Annotated in this window: 12 protein-coding genes; 9 read left to right on the top strand and 3 right to left on the bottom strand. The window is 71.7% G+C overall.

What is annotated here, in order from left to right; genetic code table 11:
* Positions 1 to 31: 31 nt before the first annotated feature.
* Complete coding sequence (trpD, locus tag RI138_RS14965) at positions 32 to 1,105, bottom strand: anthranilate phosphoribosyltransferase (RefSeq protein ID WP_311122898.1); 1,074 nt, start codon at positions 1,103 to 1,105, stop codon at positions 32 to 34.
* A 159-nt stretch (positions 1,106 to 1,264) separates the two neighbouring features.
* Between trpD and pdxR the strand changes: the two genes are divergently transcribed.
* Positions 1,265 to 2,653 carry a MocR-like pyridoxine biosynthesis transcription factor PdxR gene (gene pdxR, locus RI138_RS14960; RefSeq protein WP_311120328.1) on the top strand — a complete coding sequence of 463 codons (1,389 nt, stop codon included), beginning with the start codon at positions 1,265 to 1,267 and terminating at the stop codon, positions 2,651 to 2,653.
* Here pdxR and RI138_RS14955 read toward each other — a convergent pair.
* Positions 2,640 to 3,242, bottom strand: a complete 603-nt coding sequence (locus tag RI138_RS14955; RefSeq protein ID WP_311120327.1) for an anthranilate synthase component II — start codon at positions 3,240 to 3,242, stop codon at positions 2,640 to 2,642. The two genes, pdxR and RI138_RS14955, sit on opposite strands and share 14 nt — an antisense overlap.
* The gene (locus RI138_RS14950; protein ID WP_311120326.1) at positions 3,239 to 4,738 is read right to left on the bottom strand and encodes an anthranilate synthase component I family protein; all 1,500 of its coding nucleotides are present in this window, start codon (positions 4,736 to 4,738) and stop codon (positions 3,239 to 3,241) included. The genes RI138_RS14955 and RI138_RS14950 overlap by 4 nt, the downstream gene beginning before the upstream one ends.
* Positions 4,739 to 4,969: 231 nt before the next feature.
* On the opposite strand from RI138_RS14950, the gene RI138_RS14945 reads away from it, so the two are divergent.
* The 8 genes from RI138_RS14945 (at position 4,970) to RI138_RS14910 (ending at position 12,982) form a co-directional block, all read left to right on the top strand.
* Positions 4,970 to 5,959, top strand: a complete 990-nt coding sequence (locus RI138_RS14945) for a TauD/TfdA family dioxygenase (RefSeq protein WP_311120325.1) — start codon at positions 4,970 to 4,972, stop codon at positions 5,957 to 5,959.
* A gap of 92 nt (positions 5,960 to 6,051) precedes the next feature.
* Positions 6,052 to 7,593: an amino acid adenylation domain-containing protein gene (locus RI138_RS14940; protein ID WP_311120324.1), complete on the top strand. Its 1,542-nt coding sequence runs from the start codon at positions 6,052 to 6,054 to the stop codon at positions 7,591 to 7,593.
* Complete coding sequence (locus RI138_RS14935) at positions 7,590 to 8,222, top strand: 4'-phosphopantetheinyl transferase family protein (RefSeq protein WP_311120323.1); 633 nt, start codon at positions 7,590 to 7,592, stop codon at positions 8,220 to 8,222. Before RI138_RS14940 ends, RI138_RS14935 begins: the two co-directional genes overlap by 4 nt.
* A 90-nt stretch (positions 8,223 to 8,312) precedes the next feature.
* The gene (locus tag RI138_RS14930; RefSeq protein WP_398863022.1) at positions 8,313 to 8,669 is read left to right on the top strand and encodes an ArsR family transcriptional regulator; all 357 of its coding nucleotides are present in this window, start codon (positions 8,313 to 8,315) and stop codon (positions 8,667 to 8,669) included.
* Positions 8,666 to 8,899, top strand: coding sequence for a hypothetical protein (locus RI138_RS14925; protein ID WP_311120322.1), 234 nt, complete (start codon positions 8,666 to 8,668; stop codon positions 8,897 to 8,899). The genes RI138_RS14930 and RI138_RS14925 overlap by 4 nt, the downstream gene beginning before the upstream one ends.
* A complete protein-coding gene (locus RI138_RS14920; RefSeq protein WP_311120321.1) occupies positions 8,899 to 9,657 on the top strand; it encodes a sensor domain-containing protein in 759 nt (252 codons plus the stop codon). Before RI138_RS14925 ends, RI138_RS14920 begins: the two co-directional genes overlap by 1 nt.
* On the top strand, positions 9,654 to 10,445 hold the full coding sequence (locus tag RI138_RS14915; protein WP_311120320.1) for an ABC transporter ATP-binding protein: 792 nt from the start codon (positions 9,654 to 9,656) through the stop codon (positions 10,443 to 10,445). The genes RI138_RS14920 and RI138_RS14915 overlap by 4 nt, the downstream gene beginning before the upstream one ends.
* Positions 10,445 to 12,982: an ABC transporter permease gene (locus RI138_RS14910; RefSeq protein ID WP_311120319.1), complete on the top strand. Its 2,538-nt coding sequence runs from the start codon at positions 10,445 to 10,447 to the stop codon at positions 12,980 to 12,982. Before RI138_RS14915 ends, RI138_RS14910 begins: the two co-directional genes overlap by 1 nt.
* Positions 12,983 to 13,144 lie beyond the last annotated feature (162 nt).

Here is a 13,144-nt window from a genome sequence, read left to right as displayed (position 1 = left end):
CGCCCGTCCCCGCCGCACCGCGGGGAGCCGGTCAACCGGCGTTCGCCGTCAGCTTCCCGGTGAGCGCCGCCCACCGCTCCAAGGTGGCTTCGGCCGCGCCGGAGTCGATGGCCGCGGCCGCCTGCCGGACGCCCGTGGCCAGCCGCTCGGCGATCGGGGCGTGCGACGGGGCCAGGGCCGCCAGGCCTGCGGCGGCGGACAGCAGGACGGCGTCGCGGCCCGGGCCCTGCCCGCCCGCCAGGATGCGGCGCGCCGCCCCCGCGTTGTGGGTCCGGTCGCCGCCGCGCAGCGCCCCCGCGGGCGACAGCGGTATCCCGATGTCGCGCGGGTCGAAGGTCTCCCGCCGTACGTCGCCTTCGCTCACCGACCAGACGGTGGACGTGGTGGTGACCGTCAGCTCGTCCATGCCGTCGTCACCCCGGAACACCAGGGCCGAGACGCCGCGCCGGGCCAGCACGTCCGCGATGAGCGGCGCGAGAGAGGCGTCGGCGACCCCGACGGCCTGGGCGGTGGGGGAGGCGGGATTGGTCAGCGGACCGAGCGCGTTGAAGACCGTACGGATGCCCAGCTCCCGGCGTGGACCGGCCGCGTGCCTCATCGCCGGGTGGAAGTTCGGGGCGAAGCAGAACACGATGCCGCTCTCGTCCACCAGCGCCGGCAGTTCGGACGCCGGTACGTCCAGGCGGACCCCGAGTTCTTCGAGCACGTCGGCCGAGCCGCAGGCGGAGGACGCCGAGCGGTTGCCGTGCTTGACGACACGGGCACCCGCGGCGGCGGCGACCACCGCGGACATGGTGGAGATGTTGAGGCTGTCCGAGCCGTCACCGCCGGTCCCGACGATGTCCAGGGTCGGCCCGGGGACATCGAGGGGGACGGCGTGCCAGTACATGGCGCGCACCAGGCCCTCGACCTCCTCGACGGTCTCGCCCTTCGCACGCAGCGCCACCAGGAGGCCGGCCAGCCGCGCCCCGCCCGCCTGTCCCGACATCACCTGGTCCATCGCCCAGGCGGTCTCGGCGCCGGTCAGATTCCGTCCGGCCAGCAGCGAGTTGATGATTTCCGCCCAGGAACGGCGTCTGGGGTGCGCCGCCACGTCAGCGGCCATGTGGCCGGGAAACTGTTCGGTCAGCTGTGTAGTCATGGGAGATCCCCCTCGAACTGCGCCGGATGCGTTGTCCGAGATCCAGTCTGCGAAGTCCCGCCGCAGGACTCCAGACCAGTAGGCGCGAGGAATGCCAGTCCAATTCCGGAGAAGGGAGAAGACATGTCCCTGCATATGGCCGTCGACGTGGCCAGGGATTCCCGTGAATCCCTGACCGCGCAGATCCAGAGTTTCATCAAGCGGGAAATAGCCGAAGGTGCGCTGCACCCCGGAACCCGGCTGCCGTCCAGCCGCCGCCTCGCCGACGACCTGGGCGTCTCACGCAGCGTCGTCGTGGAGGCTTACGGGCAACTGGTCGCGGAGGGCTACCTCGACGCGGCACAGGGCTCGGGCACCCGCGTGAACGGCCGCCTGCCCGGCCGCCCCGGCCCGTCCGCGCTGCTGGACGAGGGGCGGGTACCGGGTATCCGGTGGGATCTCCGCACGGGCGGGCGCAACACCCTCGCCTTCCCGCGCCGTGAATGGCTCACCTGCTACACGAGGGTGCTGGAGTCCGCGGGCACCACGGGCCACGGCTACCCGCCGCTGGCCGGTGAGCTCGCCCTGCGGGCCGAACTCGCCCAGTACGCGGGCCGGCTGCGGGGAGTGCGCACCGATGCGGGCCGGCTGATGGTGGTCTCCGGATTCGCCCAGGCCCTCGCTCTGCTGTGCGCCGCGCTGCCCCGCCTCGGGGTCGACGTGCTCGCGGTGGAGGACCCGGGCCACCCCGGGCAGCGGCAGTTCATCAGGGAAGCCGGTATCGCGCCGGTTCCGGTGCCCGTCGACGAGGAGGGGATCAACGTCGGCGCGCTGGCCGCGACCGGAGTGCGGGCCGTACTGGTCACTCCCGCGCACCAGTTCCCCAGCGGCGCCGTGCTCTCCGCGGCGCGCCGCGAGGCACTGGTGGAGTGGGCCCGCGCCACCGACAGCTGGGTGATCGAGGACGACTACGACGGAGGGCTCTGGTACGACCGCGGGGCCGCGCCGATCGCGTTGCAGCGCCTGGCGCCCGATCGGGTGGTGTACGCGGGCACGGCCAGCAAGACCCTCGCCCCCGGGCTGCGGCTCGGCTGGCTGGCGGCCCCGGAGCGGCTCCTCGGCGAGCTCGCGCGCGCCCGCGGCCGGCACGACCTCGGCTCGGACACGTACACCCAGCTCGCGTTCGCCGAACTTCTGCGAAGCGGGCTGCTCGACCGGCACCTGCGGCGGCTCAGGGAGGTCGCCCACAGCCGCAGACAGGCGTTGGAGGAGGCGGTGGTGCGGCATCTGCCCGGGGCCGAGGTGCTCGGCCCCGCCGCCGGGCTGCACGCCAGTGTGCGGCTGCCCCGGCACACCGACGAGGGGGCGCTGGTGGCCGGGGCACTGCTCCGCTCGGTCCTGGTGCGCGGCGGCGCGGCCTTCACCTGCCTGCCGCGTCCGGACGAGCCCGCGCTGGTGATCGGCCACGCCCACCTGCCGCGCGGTGGTGTGGCCGAGGCGGTCCAGGTGCTCGGTGAGGTCAGCCGTTGGTGACCGGGACGCCGTTCCTCGCCGGGCGGGCGCTGTCCAGGAAGTTCTCCATCATCTGAAGGCCGCCGGTGGTCGTCACCGACTCCGGGTGGAACTGCACGCCTTCGACCGCCAGCGTGCGGTGCCGCAGCCCCATCAGATAGCCGTGGTCGGTGGAGACGGCCGTGCTGACCAGCTCGTCGGGGAGCGGCTCGGCGACGATCAGCGAGTGGTAGCGGGTGGCCTCCAGGGTGTTGCCGAGGCCCTGGAAGAGGGCGACGCCGTCGTGGCTCACCGTGCTGGTCCGCCCGTGCATGACCTGCGGGGCGACTTCGACGCGACCGCCGTACGCCAGCGCGATCGCCTGGTGCCCCAGGCACACCCCGAGCAGCGGCACCCGGCCGGCGAACCGGTGGACGAGTTCCACATGCCCGGACGCGGCGGGGTGCCCGGGGCCCGGACCGAGCACCAGGGCGTCCGGAGCCAGCGCTGCCAGTTCGTCGGGAGAGCGGGTGTGGGAGCGTACGACCTCGGTCCGCGCGCCGAGCGTGCGCAGGTACTGGTCGATGATGTGCACGAAGCTGTCGTACGCGTCGATCAGCAGGACCTTCATGACAGCAGCTCCTCACCGGTGAGCGCCCAGTAGGCGGCACCCATCTTCACCAGGGTCTCCAGCCACTCCGACTCGGGCAGCGACTGGGCGACCAGACCGGCCGAACTCTGGGTGGTGTACCGCCTGCCGTCGTACTCGACCGTGCGGATGCACAGCGCGAGCTCGCTCCAGCCGCGTACGTCGACGAGGCCGACGGCCCCCGCGTAGTTGCCTCGGGCCTCCCGCTCCAGGCCGTCGATGATCTCCATGGCGCGTATCTTCGGCGCGCCGGTCATGGTGCCGGCCGGGAACGTGGCACGTACCGCCTCCCAGGTGTCGACGCGCTCCTCCAGCGTCCCGGCGACCGTCGAGACCAGGTGGAACACGTGCGAGAAGCTCTCCACGGCCATCAGCCGGTCCACCGGCTGGGTGCTGGGACGGCTGACCCGGCCGACGTCGTTGCGGCACAGGTCGACCAGCATGATGTGCTCGGCCTGCTCCTTGGTGGACTCCCGCAGCTCCTTGACGCGCCGCTCGTTCTCGCTCTCGTCGGCGCCGCGCCGGGCGGTGCCCGCGATGGGGCGCATGACGATCTCGTCGCCCACGACGCGGAAGAACAGCTCGGGGCTGGCACCGATCAGCGCCGCCCCGTCCCCGTCTCCGTCCGGGGTGAGGCCCGCGCGGGGCAGCAGGTACATGTGCGGCGACGGGTTGCGGTGGCGCAGCCGCCGGTAGACGTCGACCGGGGTGAGGGCGGTCTCGACGTCGATGCGGTGACCGATCTGGATCTGGTAGATGTCGCCCACCCGGATGTGCTCCAGGCACTGTTCGGCCCACTTCAGGAACGTGGCCCGGTCCAGGGTGTCGTGGACCGACCGGGGGGCGTCGGCCTCCGGAACGAAGGCGGGCCCGGCGGCGGCCGCGTCCCGCGCGAACGTGGCGCAGGCCACGTCGGCCGAGGCCGCGAAGTGGCGGCTGCGAGCGGTGAGATGACGCACCGAGCCCGACTCGGGGTCGTACCAGACCGTGTCCCTGAAGAGGGTGAGGGTGATGTCGGGGCAGCGGGGCGCCTTGGTGCGCGGCGGCAGCGTCTCCATGTGCCAGGCGGACTCGTACGAGAGGGTCGTCAGGAAGCCGAAGGCGTACTCCGTGACGGGGATGTCGCTCTCCACCGCGAACAGCCGCTGGGCGGCGGACAGCAGTTCCCACACCCGGTCCGGTTCGGTGAACTCCAGCCCGGGTGAGAGGCCGGCGTCCTGGGCGAGCGCCACGAGGGCCTCGGTCAGGGCCGGGACGCCGTCGATCTCCACATGGCCCGCGTACACCCGGATCTCGCACAGCCTGCCGTGCCCGACCACGGCCGAACTCCGGTCCTGGCCAGGCCCGTTGATGTTCTCGAAGAGGAAGACATCATCGGCCGGGAGCGCGTCGCGTAACCGTACGTAGAGTTCGAGCGGGTCGTGCGCGGGCAGCGTCGCCGTCGTGACCCGTACCTCGATCGCTGTATTTCCTGGCATGGTGTCCTCCCCGTGGCTTCGAGTCCATTCAGCGAAGCAGCTCTTCGGCAGGAACATCCAGACCAATCCGGCGGCTGTTTTCCGGTCCAATCGGAAAGCCCGGGAAAAGCCTTCCCCACCTGGGTGATTCACCCGTCGCTTAAGGGTCTGGCGGGCAGCTTTCGGCGACTTTAGGCTCCATCTCACTGGAGCGGGCGAGCGAGAGGGTGGTAAGCGATGTTCGGTGGCGGTGTGCAATTCGACAAGGAGGTATTTCCTCCGGTGGTCCGCTGCGCGGTACCGGGAATCGATGCCCGGGAATGGGCGGCCGCCAACCGGGAAGCGGTCGATGCGGTCCTGCGCGAGTCCGGGGCGCTGCTGCTGCGCGGTTTCGGGGTCACCGACGCGGAGACCTTCGAGGGGGTGGCGGGCTCGCTCGTCTCGGATCTGTACGGCGACTACGGCGACCTGCCGCACGAGAAGGACGCCGATCGCGTCTACAAGTCCACCCCGTATCCGGCCGAGCAGTCGATCCTCTTCCACCACGAGAGCTCGCACATGCCGCAGTGGCCGAGCCGGCAGTTCTTCTGCTGCGTCCAGCCCGCGAGTGAGGGCGGTGCGACACCGATCGTGGACGGTCGCGAGGTGTACGCGGCGCTGCCCGAGGACATCAGGGCGCGTTTCGAGACGGCCGGCATCCGCTACGTACGGAACTTCATCGACGGCCTCGACGTCGGCTGGCAGGACATGTTCGGCACCGACGACCGGGCCGAGGTGGAGCGGCGCTGCGGCGCGCAGGGCGTGGAGTGCGAGTGGCTCCCGGACGGGACACTGCGCACCCGGCAGTGGGCGCCCGCCGTCGTCCGCCACCCGGGCAGCGGCGATCCGGTCTTCTTCAACCAGTTGTTCCTGCACCACACGGCTTGCCTGGACGACTCCGTACGGGAGCTGATGGCCTCCCTCTTCGGGGAGGACGAGGCGGCCTTCCCGCGCAGCGCCGCATACGGCGACGGCACGTCGATCGACAAGGCGACGGTCGACCTCCTGCGCGGGCTCTACGACGCCCTCGCCCGCCGCTTCAGCTGGGAGAAGGGTGACGTGGTCGTGATCGACAACATGCTCGTGTCGCACGGCCGTGACCCGTTCGGGGGCGAGCGGAAGATCATGGTCGCGATGGGCGACATGGTCACCCGTCGCGAGCTGCTCGGCGAGCCGGGCAGCGGACGGTCCGCGGCCGTCTGACGAACGGGCGCGCCAACAGGAGGCCCCGGAACGGGGTCATCGAGGAGAAGCAGGGAGTAGCGATGTCCTCGTCGGTGCAACATCCGGGTCCGGTGCGCGGAGCAGTGCGCACGGTCGAGGCCGACTCGGTGATCCACCTGGTGCGTGAACACGCCCGCCTGCGGCCGGACGCCGTCGCGGTGGAGAGCGCGGGTACCGTCCTGACCTTCTCCGGCCTCTGGCACCGCGTGCTGGTGATCGCGGCCGCCCTGGCCGAGGCCGGCGTCGGGCCCGGCGACCGGGTGGTCGTCAGGGCCGACCGTACGGCCGGAGTGATCGCCGGCGCGCTCGCGGTGATGACGCTGCGCGCCGTGTACGTACCGGTCGATCCGACCCACCCGGAAGAGCGGACCGCGACCGTGGTCGGGTGCGCGCGGCCGGCGGCCGTGGTGCACGACGGAGCCGCGGACGGGATTCCCGCCGCGGGGCCCGCTGTGCCCGTCGTGGACGTGGCCGCGCTCGCCGAGGTGGCGGCGCCGCCGGAGCCGCCGCTGCCGCGCCCGGACGACATCGCCTACGTGGTGTTCACCTCGGGCTCCACCGGGGTGCCCAAGGGCGTGATGGTCGAACACGGTTCGCTCGCCAACTACGTGGCCTGGTGCGGCTCGCTCGTCGGCCGGTCGGGGGGCGGGAGCCCGCTCTTCGCCAGTCTCGGCTTCGATCTCGCGATGACCTCGCTCTGGGTGCCGCTGGCCCAGGGGCGGCGGGTGGTGGCCGTGGCCGGGATGTGGGACCAGGACACCCTGTTCGGGGAGCGCGGCGGGCGGTACACCTTCATGAAGCTGACCCCCTCGCACGCCCGCTTCTTCGACGTGCTGGCGGAGCCGCCGCAGTACGGCCGGGCGACCCGCACGCTGATGTTCGGCGGCGAGGGACTGGACCCGGCCCTGCTGGGGACGCTGGCGCCCCGGCTGGCCGGAGTGCGGCTGATCAACCACTACGGGCCGACGGAGACCACCATCGGCTGCTGCGCCCATGTCTTCGACCGCGGCAGTGTGCCGTCGACCCCCACGGTGCCCATCGGGACCCCGGCCTGGAACACCCGGGCCTATGTGGTCGACGACGAGCTGCGCCCGGTCGCTCCCGGCGCCCCGGGGGAGCTGGTGATCGCCGGGCGTTCGGTCGCCGCGGGCTACCTCGGCGGGCGGGGCTCCGACGGCGGATTCATCGACGAGAGCGACCTGGGGGGCACCCCGGGGAGGGCGTACCGCACCGGTGACATGGTGGAACTGCTCGCCGACGGGACGCTGCTGTACCTCGGGCGGGGGGACGACCAGTTGAAGGTCAGCGGTCACCGTGTCGAGCTCGGCGAGCTGCGCCACCATGTGCTGTCCGTGCCGGGCGTGGCCGATGCCGCCTTCGAAGTGGTGCGGGGGCCGGTGGACACCCTGGAGGCCTTCGTCGTGCCGGCCGGACCGCCGCCCGACGCGAAGGAGTTCGCCGCCCTGGTGCGTACCGTGCTCGCCGGTGTACTGCCCTCGGTACTGGTGCCGAACGAGGTGCATGTGGTCGAACGCCTGGTCGTCAACGCCAACGGGAAGTGCGACGTACGGGCCACCCGGCGACGTTTCCAGGAACTGGCCGGGGAGCGATGAGCACCCTGTTCGCTCCCCACCGGGTCACCGTGGTCGTCACCGCGACGGACGGGCTCAGCAACGACGCGTCCCGCGCCCGGGTGCTGACCGCTGCGGCCGGTGTGGTCGGTGTGGAGCCCGGCAGCCTCCGGCTCGGCCACGAGGTCAACGGGCGCCCCCACCTGTTCGGGCTCGGTGGCGGCGCGTACGTGAGCCTCAGCCACGGGCGGGGCGTCGCCGCGCTGGCGCTGACCGGGCTCGGACCGCTGGGTGTCGACGTGGAGGTGGAGCGGCCGGTCCGGGCGCAGCGCATGGCCGACCGCTGGTTCACCGAGGTGGAGGCGGCCTGGGTGCGCGGCAGGCCGGAGCGGGAGCGGGTCGCCGCGTTCTTCTGGCTGTGGACCCACAAGGAGGCCATGGGCAAGGCGTACGGTACGGGGCTCGGGCGCGGCGGACTGCTGCGGCCCGGCCCCGTTCCGGCGGGTCGGTTCCTGTTCCTGCCCCGGTCGTCCCGGCTGTTCCCGCTGCCGGATCTCGCGGACCTGGTGGTCGCGGCTCCCTTCGTCGACCGGCATGTCATGCTCGCCGTCGCCGTCCTGGGGCGGCACGCACGGGGCGCGCCCGTCGATGTGCATCTGCGTCCCCCCTGACCCCGGGGCGGAGCGGTGACCGCGGGCACGGTATCGATTGACATCCCGCATGACACCTGTAAGGCTTGAGTTACAGGTGGAGTGAAGGGGGTGAGTGCACTGACGAGCGAAGAGCTCCTTGCGCTGCTTGCTGCCGTTGGGCATGCCCAACGGCTTAGGATCATCGGGGAGTTGGCTCAGGGGCGGGTGCACGTGAGCGAACTCGCCCGCAGGCTCGGCCTGTCCAGGCCGCTTCTTTACATGCACTTGGAACGGCTTGAGAAGGCCGGCCTCGTCACCGGGGCGCTGGAGCTCTCCGACGACGGCAAGGCGATGAAGTTCTTCGCCCTGGCACCCTTCGATGTTCATGTAACGGTCGACACCGTCCTGTCCGCGCTGCGGGAGGACCGGATGCAGCCTGCGGCAGCGGAACGCGACACAGGAAAGAAGAAGGGAACCCCCACATGACTGGCGGCATCATCGCCATCCTGCTCACCCTGACGGTGGTCGGCGGCATCAGTGTGAGCACGGTCGCCTATTTCACCCTTCAGCGGCATCGTGCCGACGCCGTAGCGATGGCGGGCTACCGCAAGCTCGCCGAAGAGGCCGTCGCCGGACAGGAGGCGCTCCGTGAGGAGCTCAAGGAGCTGACGTCGCGGCTCACCGCCGTCGAGGGACTGCTGCGAAGTGTCGACTGATGACCACTACTGAGACAAGCGAACGCGGCCCCGGCCAACTGCGGTTAGGCGAGAGCCCCTTACGTCTGCTCCGCTCGTCGGAGCCCTGGGCGGCCACCGCCTACCTGGCCGGGTATCTGCTGATCGGCCCGGTCATGTTCGCCTTCTGCCTGGCCGTCCTGGTCGTGTCCTTCACGCTCAACATCACGATGCTCGGGCTGCCGCTCCTGATCGGCGCCGCGGCCCTCGTGCGCGGCTGTGCCCGGATCGAGCGGGCCCGCACCCGGATGTTCTCGGGCCCCGTCAGGGCCGAGTACCGGACCATCGCCCCCGCCGGTGTCCTCGCCGGGGTGAAGGCCCGCTGGAGCGACCCCACCACGCTGCGCGACTGCGCCTATCTGATCGCCCTGTTCGTCCCGCTGCTGCTGCTGGACGCCGTGGCACTCCTCATCTGGCTGACCACCATCGCCCTGGTCCTCGTACCCGCCTGGTACTGGGCCGTTCCGGATGGCGGCGCGCTCGGCCTGCTGAGCGTCGACGACCTGCCCACCGCCTTCGCGGCAGCCGCGGTCGCTCTCGCTCTGACCTCGCTCTCCGTCTACGCGGTGGTCGGTGCGGCGAGGCTCCACTCCACCGTGGCACACAAGGTTCTCGGCCCGCGCTCCGACCCGCTGTCCGAGGCCAAGCGCCTGCTCGCCGAGCCCGGACCGCTTGCCGGGCCGACAGTTCCCGAAAGCTCCGCCGGCCCTTCCAGTCCTTCCAGGGGGATGACTCCATGACCACCGCACCCGCGCAAGGCAACGACGACGTCGTACGGCTGGACAAGGTCAGTCGGCACTACGGCACCGAGCGCAACCGTGTGGTGGCCCTCGACGACGTGTCCATCGGCTTCCGGCGCGGCACCTTCACCGCGGTGATGGGGCCCTCCGGCTCCGGCAAGACGACCCTGTTGCAGTGCGCGGCGGGACTGGACCAGCCCTCGGCGGGCTCGGTCGTCCTGGACGGCCAGGAGCTCACCGGGCTGGACGAGAAGGAACTCACCAGGCTGCGCCGGGAGCGGATCGGCTTCGTGTTCCAGGCCTTCAACCTGCTGCCCGCGCTGACCGTCGCCGACAATGTCGCCCTGCCGCTGCGGCTGGCCGGGCGCAAGCCCGAACGCGGCGCTGTGGACGCGGTGTTGGAGCGCGTCGGACTCGGCTCGCGCAAGTCCCACCGGCCCGGTGAGCTCTCCGGCGGCCAGCAGCAGCGCGTCGCGATCGCCCGCGCGCTGATCACCAGGCCCGCGGTGATCTTCGGCGATGAGCCGACCGGCGCCCTGGACACCCGTACGGCGCTGGAGGTGCTGCGCCTGCTGCGGGAGACCGTGCACCGGGGCGGGCAGACCGCCATCATCGTCACCCACGACCCGGTCGCCGCCTCGCACGCCGACCGGGTGGTCTTCCTCGCCGACGGACGGATCGTGAACGAGCTGTACGGCGCGTCCGCCGATGCGATCGCCGAGCGCATGACCCACCTGGGCGCCTGGGGCGACCCCGCCGCGGCCGGCTTTGCCGAAGGGGTCGTGTGATGTTGGGACTCGCCTGGGAAACACTGAAGTTCCGCAAGGGCAGCTTCGTCGCCTCCTTCGTCGCGCTGTTCTTCGGCGCCACCGTCCTGATGGCCTGCGGCGCCCTGATGGAAACCGGCATCCGCAGTGTCGTACCGCCCCAGCGGCTCGCCGCCGCACCCGTCGTCGTCACCGGCGACCAGTCCTTCGACCACGACGTGCTGCCCGAGCGCGCCCGCCTCGACGCGTCACTGACGCAGCGGATCGCGGCGCTGCCGGGCGTCGAGCGCGCACTGCCCGACGTCAGCTTCCCCGTCTCCGCGCTCAAGGACGACCGGGCCGCCCCGGGCGGCGACGGCCTGGTCGGGCACGGCTGGTCGTCCGCCGAACTGACCGGCGGCCGGCTCGCCGACGGCGCGGCACCGAGCGCCGCGGGCGAGGCGGCTCTCGACGCGGAGCTGGCCGGGAGGCTCGGCGCCAGGACCGGCGACGAGCTGCGGCTCGCGGTCGCCGGAACGGCCGAGACGGTCAGGGTGACCGGCACCGTCCGCTCCTCGACCGGCACCGAGCAGGCCCTGTACTTCACCGACGCCGAGGCCGGACGGCTGCTCGGGCAGCCGGACCAGGTCGACTCCATCGCCGTGCTGCCCAAGCCGGGTACCTCCGAAGGGGAGTTGGCATCCCAGGTCGAGGGCGCCGTGAAGGGGGCGACCGCCGTGACCCTCACCGGTCACGCACGCGGCGTCGCCGAATTCCCCGAAGCGCTCCAGGCATCCACCAACCTGATCTCCATGTCGGCCGTCTTCGGCGGACTCGCCGTCATGGTCGCGGTGTTCGTCGTCGGCTCCACGCTCGCCCTGCTGGTTCAGGGGCGGATGCGCGAGATGGCCATGCTCCGCGCGATCGGCTCGATGCCGGCGCAGATCCGCCGCATGGTCGTGGGCGAGACCCTCGTCATCGCCGTCGCCGCCATCGCCCTGGCCATCGTGCCCGGCCGGCTCGCCGGACGCTGGATGCTGGAGCAGCTGGCCGGTGGCGGGGTCGTCGCCCCCGAGATCGTCTACAGGGCGGGCTTCGTGCCGGTGATCGTCGCGGCCGGTGCCTCGCTGGCCTCCGCCGTGGCCGCGGCACACATCGCCTCGCGCCGCGCCTCGGTCGCCAGCCCGGCCGCCGCACTCACCGAGTCCGGGCTCCAGACCCGCTGGCTGAGCGGCTCCCGGCTGACCTGGGCCCTGCTGTGCTTCATCGGCGGCGCCGCTCTCGCGGTCGTCACCGCAGTCGTCATGCACGGCACGATCGGAGCGGCCACCACCGGGCCCGCCGCCCTGCTGTGGGCCGGCGGGATCGCGCTGATCAGCCCCGGACTGACCCGTGTGCTCATCGCCGTCCTGCGCTGGCCGCTGCGCGCCTTCACCGGCTTCGCGGGCGAGCTCGCCATGAACAACGTGCGGGCCCGCCGGATCCGGGTGGCCGCCGCGGTCACCCCCGTGATGCTGGCCACCGGGCTCGCCACCGCCCTGATCTACATGCAGACCTCGCAGGCGGCCGCGTCCAAGGACGCCGCTGCCGAACTGCTGGGCGCGGACGTCATGGTGAGCTCCTCGACCGGCGGGATGCAGCCGGGACTCGTGGAGAGGATCTCCGAAGTCCCGGGCGTGGCAGGGGCATCGGCCTATTCCTCCGGTACGGCGTACATCATCGAGCCGCCCACGGACGAGGACGAGGTGGACGACCCGGACAACACCGAGCTGGTCGTGCTGGGCATCACCGGGAGCAGCGCCGACACGACCCTCGCGGTCTCGCCGGACAAGGGCTCCTTCAAGGATCTGCGCGGCGACACGATCGTCCTGCCGGCCTCGCTCACCTCGGAGAACGGGCAGGCGGTGGGCGACACCGTCTCCGTGCTGCTGGGCGACGGCACGAAGCTGCCGCTCAAGGTGGTCGCCTCGTACGAGGCCAGGTCCGGCTTCGAAACCGCCTTCCTGCCCGCCGAGCTGATGCTGAAGCACTCCACCACCGGGCTGGTGCCGCAGATTCTGGTGTCCGGCAGGGACGGTGTCGCACCCTCCGAACTCGTCTCCTCGATCAGCGAGTTGGGGAAGGTGCAGCCCGGCCTCCAGGTCGTGGACCGGGTCACTGCCGAGGCGTCCGGCCAGGACAGCGGGACCAGTGCTTGGATCAACTACCTGCTGGCGGGCACGATCATCGGCTACGCGGTGATCTCCCTGGTCAACACATTGATCGTGTCCTCCGCCGAACGGCGCAGGGAGTTCGCCCTGCAACGGCTCGTCGGAGCCACCCCCGGCCAGATCCTGCGGGTGATGACGGTCGAATCGGTACTGGTCGCCGTGTCGGGCATCGTGCTGGGCACGGTCGTGGCCATCGCCACCCTCGCCCCCTTCGGGATCGCCCTGGGCGGCTCCTGGATGCCTCAGGGGCCCGCCTGGATCTACTTCGCCGTCATCGGCTTCGCCGGTGTGCTGACGCTGGGCGCCACCTTGTTGCCGGCCCGGTACGCGATGCGTTCCCGGCCGGCCGAGGCGGTGGCGGTGGAGTGAGGCGGTGCTGAAGCGGTGAGGTGACGCAGACGGCCGGGTCCCGAGGGACCCGGCCGTCTGCCGTCGGCGAATCGCGTGGCCGAAATCAAGCGGACCACCTGCGACTTTCGTTGCACGCTTAAGAATGTACCGATGCCGCCCGGCGGCCCCTAGCCTCAATTG

Origin of the sequence: Streptomyces durocortorensis, from assembly GCF_031760065.1 — a bacterium.
GTDB lineage: Bacteria > Actinomycetota > Actinomycetes > Streptomycetales > Streptomycetaceae > Streptomyces.
This window is presented reverse-complemented; position numbering and strand designations above follow the sequence as displayed.

Coding starts and splice junctions, on each gene's coding strand:
- trpD (WP_311122898.1), bottom strand. CDS start 1,105: ATGGCCGCTGACGTGGCGGCGCACCCCAGACGCCGTTCCTGGGCGGAA.
- pdxR (WP_311120328.1), top strand. CDS start 1,265: ATGTCCCTGCATATGGCCGTCGACGTGGCCAGGGATTCCCGTGAATCC.
- RI138_RS14955 (WP_311120327.1), bottom strand. CDS start 3,242: ATGAAGGTCCTGCTGATCGACGCGTACGACAGCTTCGTGCACATCATC.
- RI138_RS14950 (WP_311120326.1), bottom strand. CDS start 4,738: ATGCCAGGAAATACAGCGATCGAGGTACGGGTCACGACGGCGACGCTG.
- RI138_RS14935 (WP_311120323.1), top strand. CDS start 7,590: ATGAGCACCCTGTTCGCTCCCCACCGGGTCACCGTGGTCGTCACCGCG.
- RI138_RS14925 (WP_311120322.1), top strand. CDS start 8,666: ATGACTGGCGGCATCATCGCCATCCTGCTCACCCTGACGGTGGTCGGC.
- RI138_RS14920 (WP_311120321.1), top strand. CDS start 8,899: ATGACCACTACTGAGACAAGCGAACGCGGCCCCGGCCAACTGCGGTTA.
- RI138_RS14915 (WP_311120320.1), top strand. CDS start 9,654: ATGACCACCGCACCCGCGCAAGGCAACGACGACGTCGTACGGCTGGAC.
- RI138_RS14910 (WP_311120319.1), top strand. CDS start 10,445: ATGTTGGGACTCGCCTGGGAAACACTGAAGTTCCGCAAGGGCAGCTTC.